Origin of the sequence: Actinoallomurus liliacearum (assembly GCF_039542035.1) — a bacterium.
In the GTDB taxonomy this organism is placed as follows: domain Bacteria; phylum Actinomycetota; class Actinomycetes; order Streptosporangiales; family Streptosporangiaceae; genus Actinoallomurus; species Actinoallomurus liliacearum.
In genome coordinates this window covers 698524-721245 of the sequence record NZ_BAABHJ010000002.1, presented here as the reverse complement: position 1 = coordinate 721245, position 22722 = coordinate 698524, and the positions used below count along the sequence as shown (strand labels likewise).

The following is a 22722-nucleotide window of genomic DNA, read 5'->3' as shown; positions in this document are numbered from 1 at the left end:
ATCAACAAACGGGTCCATTTTCAGCCGCCGACCCTGGTCTCACATTGGAGCGCCGTTGACAGAGACTCAGCCTGTGGCGGCGACTCCGCCGTACAGCACCTGTCCGAGCCGTACGGCAACGCACGTCCGACGAGGGTCAGCCGGCGAGGACGTGATCGCCAGTAGTTCGCATCGATGGGGTAGGGCATCCGGTGGCGGGTCGGTTCGATTCCGACAGGCGACTCGTCTACGAAGAGGGCGTCTCCCCAGGGGAGACGCCCTCTTCGTCTTGGGCCACGTCGGCGACGCCTGATGCCTTGGTGGCAATGGTGGTTGTAGTCCGCTGGCGGGTTTTCATGATCCCTGGCATTCGCTGGCCTCTAGAAGCGCCATCTACCAGTGATCATGGCTTAGAGCTCAGCGATCGCCCCCGGTCGGCCACCCTGCGCGCGGCCGTCACCCGCTGAGCAGAGACCGGATGGCGGACAGGTGCTCTCTCGGTACGGGCTCCGGTGCCTCCAAGAGAATGGGGAAGCGCCGTTTCCCTCATCACGGGTGCTTCCCCTCACCGAGACGGTGGCAGGGTCACTAGGGCCTGTCTCGAAGTGCGGCTTGTGTCCGGGATGACGGCGTGTCGTGATCGATAAGTAGCGAGGCCTCCAGTAGTTGGGTTCATCGACCAAGAAGAACTGAACACCGGAGGCCTCGTGGCCACCCTAGCGGTGACGAGGCGGTTCGACCTGACCGATGTGCAATGGGCGCGGCTGGAACCCCTGCTGCCCGTGCCCGCCCGGCCAGGCCGGCCGTCGAAGTGGACGAAACGCCAGCTCATCGACGGGATCCGCTGGCGGGTCCGCGTCGGGGCGCCCTGGCGGGATGTCCCGGGTCACGTCCACGCGTGTGGGGTTGCCACAGCTGCATCGGCTCATCGCGTTCCCAGCGCTGATACGAGGCGCGGGGTCGGCGCCGCCCACCGGGGGCGATGAGGCTGTTGCGGGCCAGGATCCGTGACAACGTCGCCTGCGACGGAACCGGGGCAACACCTTGGCGCTGCAGTTCGTGCGCGAGACGGGCCGGACCCCACCGGGGATGAGCTCGCCGCAGCTCACACACCAGCGCTTCCACCTCCGCCGCGGTCTGATGCGGGCAACTGGCCGGCCGATGCGACCGGTCCGCCAGCCCGCTCAGGCCGCCTTCTCGATACCGGCGCATCCACGCATGCAGGGTCTGACGGGAGACCCCATAGCGTTCAGCGACCTCAATGACCGGGCATCCGGCCTCTACTTCCAGCACAGCGCGATACCGCTGCTCCACGACGCTCAGCTCCACCAGCGCCAACCCGGCCTCCCACGCGATCGCGACGAACCACGCGAAAGCCAAGCCAGCCGACAGGGCGTAAAGCATCAACCGAGGCCGGAGTGTCAAGTATCAACCGAGGAAGGACACCAGCAGATCTACAACCGGGTGAGGACTTTCTCTACGTCTTCAAGGCGCGCCCCGCTACGCGGGCCGCCGGCGGCCGACCGGCCCTCGGGCCGGGCGTGCGGCCTGTGCGGGCCGGTCCCGGCCCGAACCGGACGGCCGCCCTACCCGACACGGAACACCGCTGAATCCGTAGGAGCGGCCACCAACGGATCCGTCGCTCTCCCGCGCCGCGCAAGATCCAGTACCGATGCGTTAAGCCGCTACGCGGTCGACAGGCCCAGCCGCCCAACGTTGCACACGGTGAGCTCAAGGACAGGCATCGGTCAAGTTCGCCATCTGAGGGCCCGACTTCTTACAGACATTCGTGTGTATTCGTTGTTGGGATGCGCTCGTCTGTGCTCAACAGCAACGTTATGTTCGGCCTATGGGTGGATTGAACGGGGAGTTGCTGGCGGGTCGGTACCAGCTCGTGGAAAAGATCGGACAGGGCGGGATGGGGGTGGTCTGGCGAGCGTTCGACACCGGTTTGGATCGTGAGGTCGCCGTCAAAGAACTGCGGCTCCCCGAGTGGATCGGCGAACAGGAGCATCCCCGCTGGTACGCCCGGATGGGGCGTGAAGCGCGCGCCGCCGCGCGGTTGAAGCACCCGGGGATCGTGACCGTGTACGACCGGGTAGTAGGTGAGGACGGCCGGCCATGGATCGTGATGGAACTCATCCACGGCACATCCTTGGCCGATGAATTGAAGCGACACGGCCGGTTGCCGGTGCGCCGTGTGGCCGCCATCGGTCTGCGGTTGCTGGAGGCGGTGTCGGTCGCCCATGCCCACGGGATCGTCCACCGTGACATCAAACCCGCCAACGTGCTGTTCGAAGGGGATCGGGTCGTGCTGACCGATTTCGGTATCGCCGCGCTGGAGGGCGATGCCACCCTCACCCACACCGGCTCGATCCTGGGCACGCCCGCCTACATGTCACCCGAGCAGGTACACGGCCGACCGGTCCCCGAGTCCGACCTGTGGTCCTTGGGCGCAACCCTGTACGACGCCGTCGAAGGCCACCCGCCGTTCACCGGTCCGACGAACGGAGCGATCTTCGCGGCCATCGCCACCCAAGATCCCGTTCCGCCCGCCAAAGCCGGCCCTCTCGCCCCTGTGCTGAGCGGCCTCCTCCGCAAGACTCCAGCCGAACGGCTCACCGCCGAAGAAGCCCGCGACCTTCTCACTCCGCTTGTCAACTCGCGATCATCAGAACAGCAGGAGTCCGCGCACCGTCGGGGTCCGTCCGGCAAGACTCTCGTCGAGAGCGATCCTCTGACCGATCGGGACGCTCACTCCGCCAGCGTCAAGCCGAAGCAGGACGGTTGCGTAACCCCCCACGTCCGCAAGATCGCGGCCGAACAAGGCGTGGACCTGAACTCCATCAAGGGCACTGGCGCCAACGGCCGCATCCGCGAGCAGGACGTCATCACCGCCGCCAGGAAACGGCATGGAGCCTACGCGACTGCCGCAGCCCGCGAGTTCGCGACCGAACACGGTGTCGACCTGGCCAAAGTTCAAGGCACTGGCGCTGACGGACTCATCCTCGTGCAGGACGCCATGCGCGGTGCGCCGGTTGACGGTGATGCGGCGGCGGTCGGCGTCATTGCGGTGGTCGTCATCATCGTGCTCGTGCTTTTGCTCGTATTTGCTCTTCGAGCCCTCATAGCGAAGTAGCACTAGCGCAAAGACATATGCCCCAGGCGTGGGCGCCGCAGGTCGTGGTCTCGCGGATGATCACGGCGCCCAGTACGGGATGCGGGATGGCACTGCCTCTGAACGCCGTGCCACGTTGGAGCAGGACGGCCGAGCGAGCCCGAAGCGGAGGTCTCGCGACCCCCAGCCCCCCGCGAGCCGGAGCACTCACCCGCGCGAAGCCGTCTGTCACACCGTCTCACCGTTCGCGCGTGCGAGCACTCCGGACCGGCGCGCCCAGCCGCGTTAGGCCGGAGCTTGCTAACGTCCGCGCTAACAACCACCCTGGACGACCTGGGACAGGTCTGGACATTGTGGAGCCTGAAAGGCTGGTCAACGATCGGATCTGGACATCTGTGGACGTACTTAGCATGACTCGTAATGAGTCGCTCTGCCTGCCCGAGCTAGATAGCAGGCGCATAGGCTACTGGACGACATATACATAAACAGGCAGCCCATCATGCTTCCTGCTTAGGTCATGCTCGAGTGCGCGCCTGTTCCGAATCCTCCTGTCAGGGTCGTAAACAAGGGCGACCAGAGCGCCGCAATCTGGATGGGCTTTATATCGTTCGATATCCACAATGAGTTGCTCGGCTACTTCTTTGTATCCGAGACCGACTCTTGCCATCTTGGCTTCCACGACGATTTTTTCTAGTTTTAGCAGGAAGTCGACGCGCGATCTTGAGCCGGCCTGCTCTGGTACATAGTCTTCTGGCCTAACGTCGTCGAAAAAGATGCGAAGCAGCCCTTGAAGCACATCCTGCACGTCATATTCATCCTCCATCGGGAGCGGCGTGCGTCCCCGGCTTCGCTCGGTGAGAGGGGCGAGGAACTCCGAAAAGTTGCGGCAGATCCTCTCGATTATAAGGAGATCTGCGCTTTGGCTTCTTGGACCCTGTATCTTCTGCTTGCCTTCCAGCAGGATCTGGCGCTGATTCAGCAGTGGACCACGAAACGTTGTACTGAATGGTTTGGACCAATACTGTACGAGAGGGTTCATGTCATGGCCGTTGAATAGCGGATTGATATCACCTGGGGCTTGGAGGAAGCTTTTGATTTTGGGGCTGAAGAAGCCTCCTTCGTATTCGCCGCGAAAACGCTCCTCGAACTCGGCGGGCAATACGTCGAGTGCCCTGGCATACCAAGACTGGTAGTCGGATATTAGACTATCAATTTCGGCATCGCTGAGCTCCAGGCGCTGTTCTCCTTGAATCCGCGAAGCCCGCGATTCGATGTCTTTGATTTCTTCCAGGAGTTGATCAAGTTGGGTGTTTGCCATGAACGGACTATATCCGCATAAGGAGGGTATGGATCCGCTCTGAAGCACGGAAGTACAGCAACACTGCCGTACGGCACCTGCCGTGATCACAAAGCACTACACGTCCGAGCATGGCGAGCCAGCGCTGACCGTGAGCACGCCGGTAGTTCGGGACGAAGAGGTATCGAGGGAGCTGGCGAAGAGGCTGAGCGAGTCCCGAAGCGGGAGGCTCGCGCCTTCGGCCCCGCGGACCGGAGCACTCACCCGCGCGAGACTGTCTGTCACGCCTTCTCAGCGTTCGCGCGAGCGAGCACTCCGGACAGATATGCCCGTGATCTGCCGGTCCGGTCTCGCGCTGTCGTCAGGTCAAATCGCTCGTGTCTTCGTCCGGTACGGCCGGCCCGGGCCAGTCGAGCGGGAAAGCTTGGCGGAGCCGGTCCTTGACCCGCTCCCGGATCTCCGCCGCCCCGTACCGGACGATCGGCTTCACGCAATACTCCCGTACGGCCGGGTGACGGCGGGGTTCCCGGCACATCAACACGGCCAGAACACGGGCAGGCCAGATCAAGCCGAAGGCGTCCTGGACGGCGATACCCCCGGTCGCGGCCCTCGGCAGGTGTTTGAATACCAGTTCCACCGCCCGTTCGATCACGTCTTTTTCCGCCAGGAGAGCAGTCCAGCCGTCCGGGCGTCCCTCACCAGCACTGGTCAGCACTGCGGTGACCGCTCTCTTCGCCTGGTTGTATCGACCCCGGAATTTGTCAAGGGTATGGGCGGTCTGTGCCAGCAATTCGCACCAGAAGTGCGCCGTGCCGGCCTTTTTCTGGAAGTCCTTGATGCGCTGGTCGCCGAACTCCTTGCGTAGCCCCGGGATCACGTGCGCCTCGACGAACCGCTCCTCCTGCTCGGCGGTGAGACGTCGACGTGGTCCATCCGGGTCGGTGTCGCGAGAGATGCGGAACGGCTCGCCGAGTTGCTTAGTGGCCTCGCGCAGGTTCGGATCGCGCCGTAACCACCGGATCACCTCGGCGACGAACGTCTTGATCGCCGCCTGCCGCCCGGCCGAGGTCTGTGGCCCGGGCTTGCGCTGGTCGGTGCGACGTCGCTCGGCCTGGCTCCATGCCTGGTCGGCCTCTCGCTCAAGCCTGAGTAGGTCGCGGTCGGACGGGGCGGCGGCGATGGCGAGCGCACCTTGCCAACCATGCTCGGCACCCCCGCACTGGCAAGCGCACGGCGGCTTCTCAGCGTTCTCGCAGTTCGCGCTGTGACCGCTGCGCTCCGCCATCATGCGCCCCCAATCGAAAGTTCGGGTCGTTGCCTGTTGGGGTCGCAAAAAGTGGTGTCCGGGGTCGTTTCGCGGCTCACGGCTGCTCCTGGGCGTGAGGGGTCGCCTGGGTGGTGCCCTAATCCGCGTTCCGAGACTCGCTAGTTACCGGTTGTGGCCGTCAGGTAGCCGGTAGCGGCCGAAGCAGTTGACGACCCCGAGGTTGCAGGCACCAGACGGACGCTGGCGACCCAGCCGATGTCGTGCAGCTTTCCGCCGGTGACACCTGCTCACGCCGCTGGCGTCGTCGATGTCGGTGATCTCCGCGCGGGAAATGCGCGGGATGGCCTCCCGCCGCACAGTTCGCGGAGACCGTTATCGCATAGGTCAGGCCCCGTATTTCCGCTGCATCGCCTGTGGATTCCTAAACCCCGTGTGCGGTATAGAGCCGTGATTCACAATCGGGGTATGCGGCGGAATCCGGATCGGGCGGCGGTCCTGGTTGGTCTTCCCACGCGCAGTTGGTCACCTGCCGGGCCGAGACCGGATGGCGGGCGATAGGTGTTTTCTCGGTACGGGCTGCGGACTCGGATGGCGCTCTCGTATGTCATGGTCTCCGTGGCCGCCGTGCTGGTCGTCGAGGCCGTCCTGCTCCTGCTCGTGGCGCCTCGGGTGCTGACGGGCGCCGGCGACACAGGGGGAGCGGAGGCACAGGCGGCCGGTGACGCGAAGACGCTCAGCCTCGCCGCCGTCGACCTGGGCCTCGCCACGCCGGGGGTGTCCGACCAAGACCTCCTCGCCGGCCTGAGCGGCCAGGCGAGCGCGCAGACCGGGATCGGTGACGCTCGCATGCGGGACGGCGTCGCCCTGGAGGCGCTGGCGGCACGGGACGGAAGGATCGTGCTCAGCTCCGCGCCGGGCCGTAATCCGGTCGGCTCCCCGGTCCCGGTCAAGGGCGCCGCGACGACGGCCCGCTCCGGCCTGCGGAAGCAGCAGGGCCGGTCGGTCGCCTGGGCGTCGAGCCCGGTCGTCGCCTGGGGCGCGGCCACGGCGGCCCGTACCGGTCGCCCGGCCGGGCACGACCGCCGGGTCATCGGCATGGTCTACGTGCAGCTTCCGGCCGGGCGGCGGCAGGCGGCCGGGCACGTCGGCCGGTTGCTGTTGCCCGGCCTCATCGTGCTGCTGTTGATCGTTCCCGTCGGGGTGCTGTTCGGGCTGCTCAGCACGGGCGCGCTCATCCGGCGCATCCGGCGGCTGGCGGACGTGACCACGGCGATGGCCGACGGCGACTTCCAGGCGCGGATCCCGGAGTCGGGCGGGGACGAGGTGGGGAGGCTGGAGGAGGCGTTCAACCGGATGGCGGAGCGCCTCGAGGCGGCCGTGCAGGCCGAACGGGACGCCGCGGCGTCGGACGGGCGGCGGGCGGAGCGGTCGAGGATCGCCCGCGAACTGCACGACTCGATCTCCCAGGACCTGTTCTCCCTGCGGCTGCTGGCCGGAGGGCTGGGCAAAGCGCTCGCGGCCGAGACGGACCTGCGGGACAAGGCCGAGTCGATGGAGCGCACGGTCGACCGTACGATGCGGGAGATGCAGGCGCTGCTGCTCGAACTCCGTCCGGTCGCGATCGAGGACGCCGGGCTGATGCCCGCGCTCACGGAACTGTGCCGCGCGTACGAGGCGCGCCTCGGCGTGCCGGTCCGGACCGATCTTGAGACGGTACGGCTCGAGCCGGCGGTGGAGCACGCGGTGCTGCGAATAGCCCAGGAGGCGCTCGGCAACGCCGTCCGGCACGGCGAGCCCGGACTCATCGAGCTGAGCCTGACGGCCGGGGACGGCTGTGTCGTCGTGCGGGTGCGTGACGATGGGCGGGGGTTCGACCGGCGGTCGGTCGACGGGCACGGGATGGGGCTCGACCTGATGCGCGAACGCGCGACGGAGCTCGGCGGCACCTTCGAGGTGGTGAGCGCTCCGGGCGAGGGGACGACCGTCACGGCGAGCATCCCGGACGGCACGCCGTGATCCGCGTGCTCGTCGTGGACGACCACCAGGTCGTCCGCCAGGGCCTCCGTTTCGTGCTGGAGCAGGAACGGGACATCGAGGTCGCCGGAGAGTGCGGCGACGGGTTGTCCGCCGTGACCGCGATCCGCGCTCTGCGGCCCGACGTCGTCCTGCTGGACATGGTGATGCCAGGGACCGACGGTCCCGGCGTGCTCGAGGCACTGCGCGGCGACGAGACGCGGCCGGCCATCATCGTGCTCACCTCCTTCCTCGAGGAGGACCGGGTCGTCGAGGCGATCCGCGCCGGGGCCCTGTCCTACCTGCCGAAGACCGCGGCGGCCGAGGAGGTCGTGGCCGCCGTACGGGCCGCCGCGCGCGGTGACAGCGTCCTGGGCCCGGGTATCGCGTCGATCCTGGTCCGGCAGGTCCGCGACGGCGGACGGGAGGATCCGCTCAAGGTGCTCTCGCCCCGCGAGCGGGACGTGCTGGCGACCCTGTCCAGGGGCCGGTCGAACCGGGAGATCGCGCGACGGCTGTCGCTCAGCGAGGAGACGGTGAAGTCCTACGTCTCCAGCATCCTGACCAAGCTCGGCCTCCAGGACCGTACGCAGGCGGCCATCTTCGGGCTGCAGCAGGGCCTGGTCCCGCTCGATGAGGCGTTGTCCGACGACTCCTGACGTCAGGCGGCACGGAGGGCGTCGGTGGGGGAGAGCCGGGCCGCGCGCAGCGCGGGGTACAGCCCGGCCAGCGCCCCGGCCACCAGCGCGACGCCGATTCCGCCCCACAGGGCGAATCCGGGGATCAGCACGGCCCACCCGCGCGCGTACGCCATGCCTGCGGTGACCGCCGCGCCCAGGAGCACGCCGGCCGTCCCGCCGAGGAAGGACAGGACCAGGGACTCGGTCAGGAACTGCGCGGCCACGTGCGACCGCGCGGCGCCGAGCGCCCGCCGGAGGCCGATCTCCGAACGCCGCTCGAGCACGGAGATGACCATGACGTTGGCGATGCCGATCGCGCCGACCAGCAGCGCGATGCCGCCGAGCCCGAGGAACAGGGCGCCGGAGGTCCGCGTCACCGCCACGCGGGCGGTCAGGGCGTCGGACGGTCGACTCACTCCCACGGCGGTCGGCGCGGCCGGGTTCGCGGCGGCGGCGAGCAGCGCCGCGACGTCGGTCACGTGGTCCTGGTCGGCCCGGACGTAGATCCGGCTGGGATGCCCGTCGTACCCGAGCAGGCCGGAGGCCGCGGCGAAGGAGACGAGCGCGGAACGGTCGATCTCGGGCGCCAGCGGAAGCGGATTCAAGATCCCGGCCACGGTGAACCAGTGCCCACCGAGCCAGACCCGCGTACCGGCGTCGAAGTGACCGATGCCCAGGGTACGGGCGGCGTCGTGGCCCAGTACGGTCACCGGATACCGGCCCGAGTCCAGGAAGCGACCGGCGAGCAGTGAACCGTCCAGCGTCGTGAGGAGCGTGGAGTCGCAGGCGCGCACCGCGAGCCCGCCGCCCTGCCCGGCGGGGACGCGGTCACTGCGGTAGACGCCGGCGGAGACGAGCTGAGCCGTCGGCGCGACGCGCAGGACGTTCGGCAGGTGCCCGATCATCGGTCCGGCGGTCGCGGGCAGTTCCGTCTCCGCGCCGTCGAGCGTCTGCCCGTCGGCGACGGTCAGCAGGTTCGTGCCGAGGCGGTCGATCTGGGCCAGCAGCTGTGACTCGCTCGATCTCGTGACGCCGAGCACCGCGACCAGGGAGGCGATCCCGATCGCGACACCGAGCCCGGACAGGGTCGTGCGGAGCCGGCGGGAGCGCAGGCCCAGCGTCCCGACCGGAAGCAGGTCCGCCACCCGCATCGTGCTCTTCATGCCACCACCAGGCCGTCGCGTAGCTCGATCCGGCGGCGGCAGGCGTCGGCGACCCGGTCCTCGTGCGTGACGATGACGAGAGTGGTGCCCGAGTCGTTGAGCTCGCGCATCAGGTCGAGGATCTCGGCTCCGTTGGCCGAGTCGAGGTTCCCGGTCGGCTCGTCGGCGAACACGATCGCGGGCCGGCCGACGATCGCGCGGGCGATGGCGACGCGCTGCCGTTCCCCGCCCGACAGCCTGGCCGCCCGGTGCCGGACACGGTGGGACAGTCCGACCCGCGCCAGCGCCTCGCGCGCGGCGGCCCGTCTGCGCGCTCGCGGCACGCCGCGGTACAGCAGCCCCTCCGCGACGTTGTCCAGCGCCGTCATCGTCTCCAGGAGGAAGAACCGCTGGAACACCACGCCCACCTGGTGGGCGCGCAGCCCGGCCAGCCGCCGGTCCGACATCAGGTCGACCCGCTGCCCGCGCAGGCGTACGGAGCCGCTGGTGGGCCGGTCCAGGCCGGCCATCAGGTGCAGGAGCGTCGACTTGCCCGATCCGGAGGCGCCCCGGACGGCGAGCATCTCGCCGGAACCGACGGCCAGGCTCACGCCGCGTACGGACTCGACCGGCGGCTCGCCGGGATGGACCTTGCGGACGTCCTCCAGCTCAAGAACCGGCACTGGGGACCTCCACCCGCCGGCCTTCGGCGAGCCCGCCGCCGGAGACCTCGGCCAGCCCGGTGACCTCGTCGAACAGCCCCGTCCGCACCGTCATGTGCCGTCGCGCGGCACCGTCGACGACCACGACCTCGTACGCTCCGCCGGGCCGTGCGAGCAGCGCCACAATCGGCACGGCCAGCACGTTCTCGTGCGCCGCCGAGGTGATGCCGACCTGGACCCGGGCCTGGTCGAGCACTCCACGGATCGGGCCGTCCACGGTGATGGTGACGGTGGCCGTCGCCGCGGCGGCCGTCCCGCCGGTCCCGCCCGGCGCGCCCGCGGCGGCCTGCCCGTTCTCCGAGGTCTGGCCGGTCTGCGGCACCACGACCGCCCCCACCTCGCTCACCTCGCCCTTCCGGCTGCTCCCGTCGGGCAGCGTCACGACGACCGGGTCGCCGACGCGCACGTTCGGAACGATCGCCGGGTCGAGCTGAACCCGTACGGCCGGCTTGCTGCCCGTTCCGTGTTCGACGAGCAGGCCCTGACGCACGGGCGTGCCGACCCTGACGTCGAGTCCTCCGACGCGCAGGGGCCCGGGCAGGAACGTCACCTGGCCGGTGGGCACCGTTCCGGTCACGGGCAGGTGGGCGTCGGCCTGCCAGCGGCGGATCGCCCGGTACGTCGCGGTGGAGAAGTGATCGTCCACGGTGAGCCCGTCGCCGTACCCGAGGGCCTTGAGGTTGCTCTCCAACTGGCGGACGTCGGCGCCGTCGGTCATCCCGGGCCGAAAGGTCCGCCAGGCGGGGCGGGCTCCGTACAGGAGCGGCACCTTCGTGCCGTCGACCTCGTAGGCGGCCTGCCCGCGCTGCACCACCCTGGCGACGGGGGGGAGCCCGGTGACGACTCCGCCCTGCCCGGCCGCCACCACGTCGAGGCCGCCCGCGTGCCCGAGTGTCCCGGTGACCTGCTGGCGCTGCGCGACCTCCGTGCGCTCCACCGGAGCGGTGCCCGTCGGGACGCCGCCGGCGGAACCGCGCCGTGCCCCCGAGCCCGAGCCGTCCGCCGCCCAGACCATCCCGCCCGCCGCTCCCGCGAGCGTCAGCGCCGCCACCACGATCACCCCGACCCGTTTCCCGTCAGCCATGGGACGGATCCCCAGGTCGCCTGATCTTCAGCCCGCCTCCGACGCCGTACCGCTTGCACGCCTCCAGCTGCTTCATGATCGGCTGCTTGCCCTGGCCGGCCAGCCTCGCCGGCATCGTGAAGCTGCCGTCCGGGGCGGGGTCCGGCCAGTCCGGGACGCCGTGCCGGCGGAAGCACTCGGCGAACTCGCGCAGCTTCGCCATGTCCCGCGCGGACAGTGTCGTGCCGGTCCTGTCGGCGGGGATCCGGTCGGCGATCGAACGGCAGTCGTCCATGACGTTCTTCGGCGGATCGGGAGTGCCGGCGGGAAGTCCCCACTGGCCGGTCTGCGGATCCCGTACCGGGTCGGGGAAGTTCGGCAACCCATGGGCCCGGACGCACTGGGCGAGCCGCCGGTACGCGGCGGCCACGTCCTGGGCGTTCGGCGAGGACGAGGCCTTGGGGTGGCCACCGGAACCACACCCGGCGAGCAGGGCGGTGGCGGTGACTGCGGCAGAGAGCCTGCGGAGGAGTCGCTGAGACACGTCTCCAGCCTCGGCTCGCGCGCCCGGCGGCGCTTCCCACGATGGTGGTGAGCCCGTCCCCTCATTCGGGGGGCGGTGCTTCCCTGCACCCCTGCGGCGTGCCGCCGTGCCGCAGAAGCGACCTCAGACGGTCCCGCCGGCTTCCTCGATGATGGTCTTCAGCCGGGTGACCGCGCTCATGGCGTTCGGCCAGCCGGCGTAGAAGGCCAGGTGGGTGAGGGCCTCGACCAGTTCGTCCTTGCTCAGGCCGTTCTTCAGCGCCGTGCGCAGGTGGAAGTCCAGCTGCTCGGTGCGGTAGAGCGCCGCCAAGGTGGTGACGGTGACCAGGCTGCGGTCGCGCGCCGACAGCCCCGGACGCTCCCACACGTCCCCGAACAGGATCTCATCGGTGAGCTCCACCAGCTTGGGCGCGAAGTCGCCGAGCAGCGCCTGGGCGCCTGAGGGCTGAGTGCCGTCCGTGCTCTCTGCCATCGTTCATGCCTTTCGATGTGCCGGTCAGGAGGCTCGGGGAGGCGGACGGGCCGCGCACCCCTCGCACTGACCAGGAAACCGCTGGTCGCGCCGACGAGGGAGTTCCTGCCGTTCGGTGTACTGACAGAACACCCCAAGGCGTACGGAGACGGCCTCCTGCCCCGGTCGATGGATGAACTAGATTGATTCTGGAACGCGGGTGGCACCGTTACCTGGTGGTTCGGTGGGCGGGTGGCGCGTTCGAGTGGGATTCCGGTGAGTCGCGGATGGCGTGAGGTCGAGTGCCGTGGTCAGAGGGCGTGTGGTCAAGTTCGATGAGGTTCGCGGGTACGGGTTCGTCGCGCCCGACGACGGCGGCGACGACGTGTTCGTCCACGCGAACGACCTTCTCGTCGACAAGCGTGTGTTCACTCCGGGCGCGAGCGTCGAGTTCGAGGTGGTGGACAGCGGCCGCGGCCGCAAGGGCTATGACGTACGGGTCGTGGCCGAGCCGGAGAAGCAGGGCGGGGCGCCCGCGCGGACGGGCACGCCGGAACGGCCGGTCGAGGTGCCGCGCATCGAGGAGGGCACCTGTGAGTTGCTGTCCGCCGCGGAACTTCGCAACGAGCTCACCGAGGCGTTCCTCAAGACGGCTCCCGAGCTGACGGGCGCGCAGATCATGCGCCTGCGGGACGGGGTCATCGCGCTCGCCGCCGGGTACGGCTGGATCGAGGACTGAGCCCCACCCCGTGGCGGTCAGGCGAGGCCGAGGCCGGCGGCGACCGCGTCCGGGTGCGTGATGAGCGGGTGGTGACCCGCTCCCGCGACGGTGGACACGAGGACATCGCCGGTGTCGCCGACCAGCGGGTCGAGTTCGCCCACGATGAGCCGCACCGGCACGGGCGCGGCGGCCAGCAGGTTCCGCAGCGACGCGCGTTCGGCGGGCCGGTGGGCGAGGGCCAGCCGCCGGGCGGTCCGCCGGGCCACTCCGGGGCGGCGCAGTTGCGTGCGGGCGCTCTCGATCGCCGGATGCGGCGACGGGGCGCCGAGCAGCGCCGTGGCCAGCCGCTCGGAGGAACTGCGTCTCAGGAGCGGCGTGGCGAGCGCGGGCACGCGGAGGAACCGGGGCGCGGGCCGCTGCAGGAAGTACGGCGAGATCAGTACGAGACGGTCGACCCGGTCCGGATGCGCGGCGGCGAAGCGAAGCGCGGGCGCGGCGGCGGCCGAGTGCGCGGCGATCACCGGGCGGGTCCGCAGGGGAGCGAGCAGCTCGGCGAGCCATTCGGCCTCGGTGGCGGCCGCCACGCCGGACCGGCCGAGGCCCGGCAGGTCGGCGACCAGGGCGGGCGCGGCCAGCTCACCGATCACCCCTGCCCACGCCTCGCCGTCCAGCGGTAGGCCGTGCAGCAGGACGTAGCGGGGCGCGGTCCGTTCGCCGGCCAGGTAGGTACGCGCCCCGGCGACCTCGTGGAATCCACCGGGTAGCGGCGATTCGGCGGCCCCGAACCGGTCCGCGACCAGCCGGTCGGCCCAGTGCCGCAGGGCGGCCCGTACGGGCGGCCGGGTCAGGCCCGCGGCGGCCGCGACCTTGTCGGCCGAGCCGGTGTCATACCGATCCTCGGTCAGGAAGGTGAGCGTCTCCGGTTCCACCCGGCTGACCGCCCGCGGCAGGCGCCGTACGATCGGCAGCGGCACCAGCCGGCGCGGCGCGCGCACGCCGAGATGTTCCGCCAGCAGGCGGACCAGCTCGGGCAGGTCCGGCGTCGCCTCGTCCAGGATCCAGTGCAGACCGCCCGGCTCCGGATCGTGCTCGGGGATCGCCGCCGTCAGGCGGGCGAAGTAGTCCACCGGGACCACCGGTACGAAGGTGCGGGGCGTGCCGGCCAGGGCGGGCAGCCGTCCCGCCCAGAGGTTCTGGACCAGTTCGGCCAGGCCGATGTACTGGCCGGCCTCCCCGGTGCCGGAGTGGCCGATCACCGTGCTGGGGTTCACGACGGTCAGCGGCACCCCGCGTCGCGCGGCGGTGACGCGTACCGCCGCGTCCGCCTCGGTCTTCGACGCGTCGTAGGCGCCCCTGGCGCGGTAGAGCGCGTCGAGTTCGGCGGCCGGGATCGGGTACGTGGGCGCCGGGTCGAGCCCGACGCGGTAGCCGGACACGTGGATCAGCCTGCGCAGCCTCGGCCGGGTCGCCGCCCAGTCCAGGACGTGCAGGGCCCCGTCGACGTTGGCCTTTCGCGCCGTCTCCCGGTCGAGGCCGAACCGGTACACCGCGGCCGCGTTGAACACGTCTCGTACGTCGCCGAGCGTCTCGTCGTCGGCGGCCGTCAACCCGAGTCCGGGTTCGGTGATCTCGCCTCGGACCACCGTCAGCAGCGTCGGGTCGGCGCCGTGTACCCGCAGCCAGTCCCGCAACTCCGTTTCCCGCCCCCGGACGATGGCGGCGACCGCCCGGTTCCGGTTGAGCAGCTCGAGCACCAGCCAGCGACCGAGGAGGCCGGTCGCACCGATGACCACCGCGTCCATGATCCACCTTCTATCTAGACCGATCTACATATTTTGAAGTCAAAAAAAGAAAACCTCAGCCGAGCACCGCGGCGATCCGGCGGCGTACCCGGTCGATCGGCTCCCGGCTGCGCTGCGCGCGGGCGAGGACCAGGGCGCCCTCGATCAGCGCCAGCACCGTGGTGGCCACGTCATCGGCCTCCGCCGCTTCGCGTCCGTCCGCGTGCAGCCGGTCGGCCAGCCGCCGCTGCCAGCCCCCGTACACCTCGGCCGTGATCTGCTGCAGGGCGTCGTTGGACGAGGCGACCTCCAGCGCCACGGTGGCCACCGGGCAGCCCTTCGCGAAACCCGACGCCGTCATGCGCTCGGCCAGCGCGTCCAACAGGGCGTGCACCAGTGCCGGCACGTCGGCCGCCTCCTCGGCCAGGTCGGCGAGCAGGCCGTCCACCTCCCGGCCGGCCCCGGTCAGCGCTTCGCCGACCAGTTGGTCCTTGCCGCCGGGGAAGTGGTGGTAGAGCGAGCCGCGCGGCGCGCCGCTCAGCGCGAGCACCTCGTTCAGTCCGGTGCCGTGGTAGCCCTTCGCCTCGGTGAGGGTCCGGGTCGCCTCGATCATCCGGGCCCGTGTCTCGTCGCCCTTCGCGGCCATGCGCAGGAGAATAGACCGATCTACATAAAAAGGCCAGCCGTCACAGGGGCGACGCCGCCGACGGCAGGTCCTGGTTCTGGCGCAGCGCGTCGACGACCAGGTTGACCGCGGTCCTCGACGCGGATCCGCGCCGGACCGCCGCGGCGATGGTGCGCGTGACCGGTGCGGCGAGTGTCTGGGTGGCGACCCGGTACCGGGGGTCCACGGCGAGGCCGGGCAGCAGGGCGATCGACAGGCCGGCCTCGACGTGCTGCAGGGCCATCAGGTAGTTGCTGAACCGGCACACCACCCGTGGTTCGAACCCGGACTGCCGGCACAGCCTGGTCGCGAGGTTCGCCATGTACGACTGGGGGATGTCGAACGCCCAGGACTCGTCGACGCAGGCGGCCAGGTCGATCGGGCCTCGCCGTGCCAGCGGATGTCCGGGCGGCACCACGAGCACGATCGGGTCGGTCGCCAACGGCACGATGTCCACGTCCGGGTCCAGGGGCACCTCGACGAAGTCCGTGGTCGTGATGACGATGTCGGCGTCGCCGGCCCGCAGCGCCTGCATGCTCTGATGCGGCTCCACCTCCAGCAGTTCGACCTCGACGTGCGGATGCGAGCGCGAGATCCGGGTCACCACCGGCACGGCCAGCCCGTGGATCGCGCTCTGGAAGGCCCCCAGCCGTACCGACCCGGCCGGCTCCTCGCCGAGACCGCGCAGTTCCGCCTCGACCGCGTCCATGTGGTCGAGGATCGCCCGCGCCCGCCGCGCGAGGATCAGCCCGGTGGGCGTCAGCCGGACCCGCCGTCCGGTCCGTTCGAGCAGCCGCGTACGCGTCTCGGCCTCGAGCACCGCGAGCTGCTGCGAGACGCTCGACGCGCTCAGGTGGGCGGCGACCGCCACGGCCCGGATGGTGCCGAGGGCGTCCAGCTGGCTCAACAGCCGCAGACGCACCGGATTCAGTGTCATGCCGCCATCTTTGTTCGGTTCTTCCGAACAGGAAAGCCGGAATTATGAGATGGACGTGTCGCTGGAGCCTCTCCTAGCGTCGGGGGCATGACCGCTCCGACCACGGTTCCGGCGTCCTCGGCCGACACCTTCTGGGCCGACGCCGACCGGTACCTCACGCGCTACGCCGGCGCCGGCGGCTTCACGCGGAAGATCATCGAACACGCCGAGGGCAGCGTCCTGTTCACCGAGGACGGCGAGGAGATCCTCGACTTCACCTCCGGCCAGATGAGCGCGATCCTCGGCCACTCGCATCCCGAGATCGTCGCCACCGTGCGCCGGCAGGTGGCCCATCTCGACCACCTGTACAGCGGCATGCTGAGCCGCCCCGTCGTCGACCTCGCCCGGCGGCTGGCCGAGACGCTCCCGGCGCCGCTGGAGAAGGCGCTGCTCCTGACGACCGGCGCCGAGTCGAACGAAGCGGCCATCCGGATGGCCAAACTCGTCACCGGCAAGCACGAGATCGTGTCGTTCGCCCGGTCCTGGCACGGGATGACCAACGCCGCCGCGAACGCCACCTACAGCGCGGGCCGCAAAGGCTACGGGCCCGCCGTGCCGGGCAACTTCGCCATCCCGGTGCCCAACGCGTACCGGCCGGACTTCACCACCGCCGACGGCGAGCTCGACTGGCGGCGCCAACTGGACTTCGGCTTCGAGCTGATCGACGCCCAGTCGGTCGGCAGCCTCGCCGCGTGCATCGTCGAACCGATCCTCAGCGCCGGCGGGATCATCGAGCCGCCCGCCGGATACTTCGCCGCCCTGCACGAGAAGTGCCGTGAGCGGGGCATGCTGCTGATCCTCGACGAGGCGCAGACCGGGCTCTGCCGCACCGGGAACTGGTACGCCTTCCAACGGGACGGGATCGTCCCCGACATCCTCACGCTCTCCAAGACGCTCGGTGCGGGCCTTCCTCTCGCGGCCGTGCTCACCAGCGCCGAGATCGAACAGGAGGCGCACGACCGCGGCTTCCTGTTCTTCACCACGCACGTGGCGGACCCCCTGGTGGCGGCCGTCGGCAACACCGTCCTCGACGTCCTGGCCCGGGACCGGCTCGACGAGAGGGCGGCGGAGCTCGGCGGGTTCCTGCGCCGGGGCCTCGAAGCGATCGCCGAGCGGCACCCGGTCGTCGGGGACATCCGTGGCCGCGGCCTGCTGGTCGGCCTGGAGCTCGTCCTGGACCGGGAGACCAAGCAGGGGTCGGACGAGCTCGGCGCGCTGGTCACCCGGCGCTGCCTCGAACTCGGCCTGCACATGAACATCGTGCAGCTCCCCGGCATGGGCGGGACCTTCCGGATCGCGCCCCCGCTGACCGCCACCGAGGAGGAGCTCTCGCGAGGTCTGGCCATCCTGGACGAGGCCATCGGCGACGCGACCACCCGGCTCGGCTGACCCCGTCTTCCTTCACCGATACCGCGGGCTCATCCGCTGAGGAGGGCGAGCAGGCCCGCGCAGGTCAGGGCGATCATGGTCACGGCGAGCGGAATCTGGCCCCGGACCGCGCGGGCCGGGGGATGGGTGCGCAGGGCCAGGTCGTGCGCGGCGATGGTGGCGGCGATGTGGCCGAGCACGATGGCGTTCACCTGGACGAGCGCGGTGAGCCAGGACGGCACGGCGGCGTAGTCGACGCGGCGTCCGGTGGAGCCGAGCAGGTTCAGCCCGGTGCCGTACGGGTCGCTGGCCAGGATGACCGTCATCTGGCCCTCGAGCAGGAAGAAGGAGAAGTAGTGCGCGACGGTGTACCCGAGCGCGATGGGCAGTAGCGTCGCGGCGAACCGTACGGGCGGCGCGCCCGAGGGCTCGCCGGTCACGGCGGCGGTGACGCGCATCGCGCCCAGGTACAGCGCGGTGACGACGCCGATCGCGGCGGCCAGTCCCAGGGTGCCCGCCGTCAGGCTGCGGGGGACGACGTTGTCCCGCCAGTAGGTCGTACGGGTGATGCCGTCGAATCCGGTGGATCCGATCAGCACGCAGGCCACGGCGACCAGGCCGGGTTCGGGGTCGCCGCGCATCAGCCCGGTCAGCGGCGTCCGCAGGACGAGGGTGCCGTCGCCGCGCCGGCCGATCGGGCAGATCCGGGCCAGCAGCGTGGAGTACGCCTCGAATCCGTCGCCGAACGCGAACCAGGACGCGCCGTACACCGTCGCCAGGATGAGGTTGACCAGCGCGTACCCGAGGATGAGGAGGCCGACCAGGCGCGGGTCGGACCGGTCGGGCGCGACCAGCTCGAACCAGACGAACCCGGTGAGCCAGGCGGCCGCCGGCCAGTAGCCCAGGCGCCGGGGATAGGCGCGGCCGGACGCGCCCGTGAGCCGGCACAGTGCCGCGTGCAGGGTCCGCAGCGGGTTCACCCGCCGCCAGACCGGGCCGAACAGCACGCTGGCCGGCACCAGACCCACCCAGAACGTCACGAACAGCGCCCACGGCGCGAAGTTGCGCTGGTCGGTCGCCGGCCCGGTCAGGGCCACCACGACGACCGCGGCCGTGGCCAGGAGTGCGATGACGCGCCCGGCGGCCGTCAGGGCTCGGGCGTCGAGCGCGTGGGCGAGACGGGTGGGCAGTGGCCGGCCGTCGTCGGGGAAGAGGCGCGGCCGGCGCCACGCGATGGTGAGAGCGAGGAACGACGCGGCGATCGCGGCTCCGCCGCCGAGGATGGCCGTGAGCCCGTCCATCGGCAGATCGGTGCGGCCGCCGAGCCCGTGCGCGAGGACGGTGGCGTGCACGGTCAGTCGACCTGGAGCTCGAACGCCCGGGCACCCGACTTGTGCAGCTCCGCCTCGAACACCCCCGGCTGGTCCGCGACGAACCGCAGGACGCCCGGTACACCGGGCTTCAGCTCCAGTTCGCGGTCGTAGCCGTGGAGGTGGAACTCGTCGGCGGCGTCACTGGTGACGTCGATCTCCACCGTCCGGCCGCGGCGTACGGTGACCCGCGGGCTCGCCGTCCGCACCTTCCCGCCGGTCACGGTCACGGCGACCTTGACCGCGGGCGCGGCGGCCCGTGGAGCGGGGGCCTTGCTCCCACATCCGGCCGCGGTGAGGAGCGCTGCGGCCGCCGTCGTGGCCAGAACCCGCCGACGTGACATGACTCTCCTTCCGCCCAATGTGACATCAATCAATGTAACAGTAGAAGATGTCATAGTTTGTGGACGCATACCAGCGGCCTGAGGAGCGCGTGTGGTGCAGCAGCTGATCCAGCCGGCCCGCGGAACGGCGATGGGCCTCCTCGCCGTCCAGTCGAAACCGGCCGGGGGAGCCGCCCTCGGCCAGGTGCTGATCGCGAGCGGCGCGGCCGCCGTGCTGACCGCCGCGCTGCTCGTCCTGGGCATCGGTCACCGGAGCGGCCGAATCCGGCTGCTGAGCCGCCTGGCCGCCTGGTCCGAACGCGGGCCCGGCCGGGGACTGCCGGGCTGGGCCGCCCTGCCCTCGCTCGTGTCACTCGTGTCGCTGGTGACCGCGCTACTGGGGATGTACTGGGACATCTCGCTGCACATCTCCCGCGGTCGCGACGTCGGGCCGCTGGCCAACATCGCCCACTATCCGATCCTGATCGGCCTGTTCGGCATCTTCACCGCGGGTGTCCTGGCGGTGGTGCTGCCCCTGGGGGAGCGGCCCGGAGCCGGCGCAGTGCGCATCACCCGTGACTGGTACGCGCCGGCCGGGGGAGTGCTGCTGGCCGGCGCCGGCTTCTACGCCCTGCTCGGTTTCCCGCTCGACGACATGTGGCACCGGATCTTCGGCCAGGACGTCACGCTGTGGGGCCCGACCCACCTGATGCTCATCGGCGGCGCCGGGCTGTCCCTGGTCGCCCTCATGATCCTCGAACGGGAGGGACGCGCGCACCGCGGCGACGTGGCCGTCCGCCCCTGGGCCCGCCACACGCGGCGTGCGGCCATGGTCGGCGGGCTGCTGATCGGGCTGTCGGTCTTCCAGGCCGAGTACGACTTCGGCGTTCCGCAGTTCCGGCTGGTGCACCAGCCGTTCATGATCGCGGTCGCCGCCGGATGCGCGCTCGTGGTGGCGCGGCTGTGGATCGGCCGAGGCGGGGCCCTGTCGTCGGTCGTCTTCTACATGGTCGTACGCGGCGGGGTCTCGCTCGTCGTCGCCGGGGTCATCGGCCAGCTGTGGGCCGCGGTTCCCCTCTATTTCGCCGAGGCCGTGTGCGTCGAACTCGCCGCGCCGGCGCTGGCCCGCCGGCCGCTGGCGTTCGGCGCGGCCAGCGGCGTGCTGATCGGCGCGGCCGGATTCGGCGCGGAGTACGCCTGGAGCCACGCCGTGATGCGCCTGCCCTGGACCGGCGACATCATCCCGGAAGGCATGATCATGGCGGTCGTCGGCGGTGTCGCCGGCGGCCTGCTCGGCGCCCTGCTGTTCCTCGGCCTGCAGGGACGGCTGCCCCGCCCGGCCGTCGCCCGTACCGTCTTCGCCGCGTCGCTCGTCGCGATCGCCGCCGCCGTGACGAACGGACTGCTCGTCACCGTGCCGAAGGACGTACGGGTGTCCGTCACGCTCACCGACCTCCGCGGCGACGCCGCGCACCGTACCGCCGGCGCCCGGATCACCATCGCCCCGGCCGACGCCGTCCGGGACCCGGCCTGGGTGACCGTGACCGCCTGGCAGGGCGGCGGCCTGCACGTCGACCGGCTGACCGCGCTCGGCGGCGGCACCTACCGGACGACCGGCCCGATGCCGCTGTACGGGCAGTGGAAGACACTGGTCCGGCTGCACGACGGGCGGTCGATGGGCGCGGTGCCCATCTACCTGCCCGACGACCCCGCGATCGGCGCCAAGCGCCTGCCGGCCCAGCCGCGGTCCACTCGGGCGGTCCAGAACGAGCGCCGGGTCCTGCAGCGCGAGCTCAAGAGCGGCGTCCCCGGCTGGCTGTGGACCGTCGCCTCCGCGGTCGTCCTGTGCTGCTCGCTGATCCTGATCATCGCGCTCGGCTGGGGCGTCGCCCGGGTGTCCCGCCGGCTCCCCGCCGTGCCGGAGGCGCAACGGTGAACGGGGCGGTCAGCGGGGCGGGGACGCCGCTCGCGACGCACTCGGCGGTCACCGCGATCCCCTTCTTCGTGCCGACGATCGTCGTCGTCGCGATCATCGTCGTGGTCGTCTGGCGGGACCGTCGCCGGCACCCCGACGAGGACGGCCATCGCCCGCACCCCGACGAGGACGATCGCCGTGCACGGCCCGGCGAGGATGAGGCGCCGGGCTCCGGGACCGGGCGGGACGGGCCACCGGCCAGGTAGGGCCTCAGCCCTCGTCGCCCTCGGCGGCCTCCGGCGTCCGGCGGGTGTCGCGGGCCACGGCGGCGGCGAGCTCGTCGCCCAGCGCCGCGCGCACCTCGGCCTCCATGCAGCGGGCCAGCAGCCCCTCGACCGCCAGCTGCGCGAGGGGCCGGAGCCGCTGGACGAACGCCGCGGCCTCGGCGATCTGCTCACCGCTGACCAGGCGCTCGGCGCTGAGGTCGCCGTGGACGCGCGCCAGGTCGACGAAGCGCCGGGCGATCACCGCGCAGTCCTCCCGGATACGTCCGGCGATCTCGAACACCGCGGGCAGCGAAATCCCCGCCGCCACCAGTTCGGTGCCGACGTGCAGCAACCGCGGACTGGGCACCTTGTAGCGGTCGTCGCCCTCGGCCTCGAGGAAGCCGTGCTCCTCCGCGAGCCGCAGAAGCGCCGGGGCGTCCGCGCTCTCCGGATCGACGGCGAACAGCTTGACGAGCTCGGCGGCGTCGAGGTGACCGGGGATCTCGTCCGACCAGGGGTCGGTGAGCACCTTCTCGAGGCCGAGCAGGTCGCTGAGGTTCCGGCCGCGTTCCCAGGCCGAGATCAGCTCGGCGATGGTGGCGAGGGTGTACCCCCGGCCCAGGAGCTGGCCGATCAACCGCAGCCGGGCCAGATGAGACTCGTCGTACAGCCCGACCCGACCTTGCAGCCGGGGCGGCGGAAGCAGCCCGCGATCCTGGTACGCCCGGATGTTGCGCACCGTCGAACCGGCGGCATGGGCGAGCTCATCGATTCTGAAAACGGACATGCCACCGCATCTGTCGTCGGGATCGACCTTACCTACGGATGCTACCGGCGCGCCCTGCGCCGGACCCGTGCACACGGCCGAACGACGGCCGCGCCGTCGCAAATGGCTGCAAGAAACAAGCAGAAACCTGGTTCTACTCGACAGGCTGACGAAAAGTCGTCCGAAGAACCTTGTGGAGGGGGCACCGGCGGTTTAGTGTCGCCTCACCCGAATGGTGGCCGTCCACCCGTCTCGACCGTTTCTTCAGCCCTCCGAGAGAAGCGAGCACTCGATGTC

General features: G+C 70.5%; 21 protein-coding genes and 1 pseudogene. 8 read left to right on the top strand and 14 right to left on the bottom strand.

Annotated features, from left to right (window positions below; all coding sequences use genetic code 11):
* The first annotated feature begins 686 nt into the window (after positions 1-686).
* Positions 687-965, top strand: a complete 279-nt coding sequence (locus tag ABD978_RS43775) for a transposase (protein WP_425550673.1) — start codon at positions 687-689, stop codon at positions 963-965.
* On the opposite strand, the pseudogene ABD978_RS05915 reads toward ABD978_RS43775, so the two are convergent.
* Positions 886-1302: pseudogene (locus ABD978_RS05915) on the bottom strand (helix-turn-helix domain-containing protein); the annotation flags it as partial. The gene ABD978_RS43775 and the pseudogene ABD978_RS05915 overlap by 80 nt on opposite strands.
* A 526-nt stretch (positions 1303-1828) precedes the next feature.
* Between ABD978_RS05915 and ABD978_RS05910 the strand changes: the two are divergent.
* On the top strand, positions 1829-3118 hold the full coding sequence (locus ABD978_RS05910) for a protein kinase domain-containing protein (RefSeq protein ID WP_345349536.1): 1290 nt from the start codon (positions 1829-1831) through the stop codon (positions 3116-3118).
* A 442-nt stretch (positions 3119-3560) separates the two neighbouring features.
* Here ABD978_RS05910 and ABD978_RS05905 read toward each other — a convergent pair whose 3' ends face one another.
* Together ABD978_RS05905 and ABD978_RS05900 are read right to left on the bottom strand one after the other, a co-directional pair.
* On the bottom strand, positions 3561-4415 hold the full coding sequence (locus ABD978_RS05905; RefSeq protein ID WP_345349533.1) for a PD-(D/E)XK nuclease domain-containing protein: 855 nt from the start codon (positions 4413-4415) through the stop codon (positions 3561-3563).
* 340 nt (positions 4416-4755) lie between these two features.
* Positions 4756-5682 carry a hypothetical protein gene (locus ABD978_RS05900; RefSeq protein ID WP_345349530.1) on the bottom strand — a complete coding sequence of 309 codons (927 nt, stop codon included), beginning with the start codon at positions 5680-5682 and terminating at the stop codon, positions 4756-4758.
* 567 nt (positions 5683-6249) lie between these two features.
* Between ABD978_RS05900 and ABD978_RS05895 the strand changes: the two genes are divergently transcribed.
* Together ABD978_RS05895 and ABD978_RS05890 are read left to right on the top strand one after the other, a co-directional pair.
* Entirely contained in the window at positions 6250-7677 is a 1428-nt protein-coding gene (locus ABD978_RS05895) for a HAMP domain-containing sensor histidine kinase (protein ID WP_345349527.1), read from the top strand.
* A complete protein-coding gene (locus ABD978_RS05890; protein ID WP_345349524.1) occupies positions 7674-8333 on the top strand; it encodes a response regulator transcription factor in 660 nt (219 codons plus the stop codon). Before ABD978_RS05895 ends, ABD978_RS05890 begins: the two co-directional genes overlap by 4 nt.
* Before the next feature lie 2 nt (positions 8334-8335).
* Here ABD978_RS05890 and ABD978_RS05885 read toward each other — a convergent pair whose 3' ends face one another.
* The 5 genes from ABD978_RS05885 to ABD978_RS05865 all read right to left on the bottom strand — a co-directional run bounded on the left by ABD978_RS05885 (position 8336) and on the right by ABD978_RS05865 (position 12296).
* Entirely contained in the window at positions 8336-9517 is a 1182-nt protein-coding gene (locus ABD978_RS05885) for an ABC transporter permease (RefSeq protein WP_345349521.1), read from the bottom strand.
* Entirely contained in the window at positions 9514-10179 is a 666-nt protein-coding gene (locus tag ABD978_RS05880) for an ABC transporter ATP-binding protein (RefSeq protein ID WP_345349518.1), read from the bottom strand. The genes ABD978_RS05885 and ABD978_RS05880 overlap by 4 nt, the downstream gene beginning before the upstream one ends.
* Complete coding sequence (locus ABD978_RS05875; RefSeq protein WP_345349515.1) at positions 10166-11302, bottom strand: peptidoglycan-binding protein; 1137 nt, start codon at positions 11300-11302, stop codon at positions 10166-10168. The genes ABD978_RS05880 and ABD978_RS05875 overlap by 14 nt, the downstream gene beginning before the upstream one ends.
* Positions 11295-11825, bottom strand: a complete 531-nt coding sequence (locus ABD978_RS05870; protein ID WP_345349512.1) for a hypothetical protein — start codon at positions 11823-11825, stop codon at positions 11295-11297. Before ABD978_RS05870 ends, ABD978_RS05875 begins: the two co-directional genes overlap by 8 nt.
* 123 nt (positions 11826-11948) lie before the next feature.
* Positions 11949-12296 carry a carboxymuconolactone decarboxylase family protein gene (locus ABD978_RS05865; RefSeq protein WP_345349509.1) on the bottom strand — a complete coding sequence of 116 codons (348 nt, stop codon included), beginning with the start codon at positions 12294-12296 and terminating at the stop codon, positions 11949-11951.
* A gap of 286 nt (positions 12297-12582) precedes the next feature.
* Here ABD978_RS05865 and ABD978_RS05860 point away from each other — a divergent pair, with 286 nt between their 5' ends.
* Positions 12583-13014, top strand: coding sequence for a cold-shock protein (locus ABD978_RS05860; RefSeq protein ID WP_345349506.1), 432 nt, complete (start codon positions 12583-12585; stop codon positions 13012-13014).
* A 17-nt stretch (positions 13015-13031) separates the two neighbouring features.
* Here the strand turns inward: ABD978_RS05860 and ABD978_RS05855 are convergent, their stop codons facing one another.
* The 3 genes from ABD978_RS05855 to ABD978_RS05845 are packed head-to-tail and all read right to left on the bottom strand — an operon-like array spanning position 13032 to position 16378.
* Complete coding sequence (locus ABD978_RS05855) at positions 13032-14798, bottom strand: alpha/beta fold hydrolase (RefSeq protein ID WP_345349503.1); 1767 nt, start codon at positions 14796-14798, stop codon at positions 13032-13034.
* Between the two features lie 55 nt (positions 14799-14853).
* Positions 14854-15423 carry a TetR/AcrR family transcriptional regulator gene (locus ABD978_RS05850; protein ID WP_345349500.1) on the bottom strand — a complete coding sequence of 190 codons (570 nt, stop codon included), beginning with the start codon at positions 15421-15423 and terminating at the stop codon, positions 14854-14856.
* Positions 15424-15463: 40 nt separating this feature from the next.
* On the bottom strand, positions 15464-16378 hold the full coding sequence (locus tag ABD978_RS05845; protein WP_345349497.1) for a LysR family transcriptional regulator: 915 nt from the start codon (positions 16376-16378) through the stop codon (positions 15464-15466).
* An 87-nt stretch (positions 16379-16465) separates the two neighbouring features.
* Here ABD978_RS05845 and ABD978_RS05840 point away from each other — a divergent pair, with 87 nt between their 5' ends.
* A complete protein-coding gene (locus tag ABD978_RS05840) occupies positions 16466-17806 on the top strand; it encodes an aspartate aminotransferase family protein (RefSeq protein ID WP_345349494.1) in 1341 nt (446 codons plus the stop codon).
* Positions 17807-17835: 29 nt separating this feature from the next.
* On the opposite strand, the gene ABD978_RS05835 is transcribed toward ABD978_RS05840, so the two are convergent.
* Together ABD978_RS05835 and ABD978_RS05830 are read right to left on the bottom strand one after the other, a co-directional pair.
* Positions 17836-19137, bottom strand: a complete 1302-nt coding sequence (locus tag ABD978_RS05835) for a hypothetical protein (protein ID WP_345349491.1) — start codon at positions 19135-19137, stop codon at positions 17836-17838.
* 2 nt (positions 19138-19139) lie between these two features.
* A complete protein-coding gene (locus ABD978_RS05830; RefSeq protein WP_345349488.1) occupies positions 19140-19499 on the bottom strand; it encodes a cupredoxin domain-containing protein in 360 nt (119 codons plus the stop codon).
* A gap of 91 nt (positions 19500-19590) precedes the next feature.
* Between ABD978_RS05830 and ABD978_RS05825 the strand changes: the two genes are divergently transcribed.
* Both ABD978_RS05825 and ABD978_RS05820 read left to right on the top strand, forming a co-directional pair.
* Positions 19591-21414: a hypothetical protein gene (locus ABD978_RS05825; protein WP_345349485.1), complete on the top strand. Its 1824-nt coding sequence runs from the start codon at positions 19591-19593 to the stop codon at positions 21412-21414.
* Positions 21411-21659 (top strand): DUF6479 family protein, encoded by a 249-nt coding sequence (locus tag ABD978_RS05820; protein WP_345349482.1) that lies wholly within the window; start codon positions 21411-21413, stop codon positions 21657-21659. The genes ABD978_RS05825 and ABD978_RS05820 overlap by 4 nt, the downstream gene beginning before the upstream one ends.
* Positions 21660-21663: 4 nt before the next feature.
* On the opposite strand, the gene ABD978_RS05815 is transcribed toward ABD978_RS05820, so the two are convergent.
* Positions 21664-22446, bottom strand: coding sequence for a MerR family transcriptional regulator (locus ABD978_RS05815; RefSeq protein ID WP_345349479.1), 783 nt, complete (start codon positions 22444-22446; stop codon positions 21664-21666).
* Between the last annotated feature and the right edge of the window lie 276 nt (positions 22447-22722).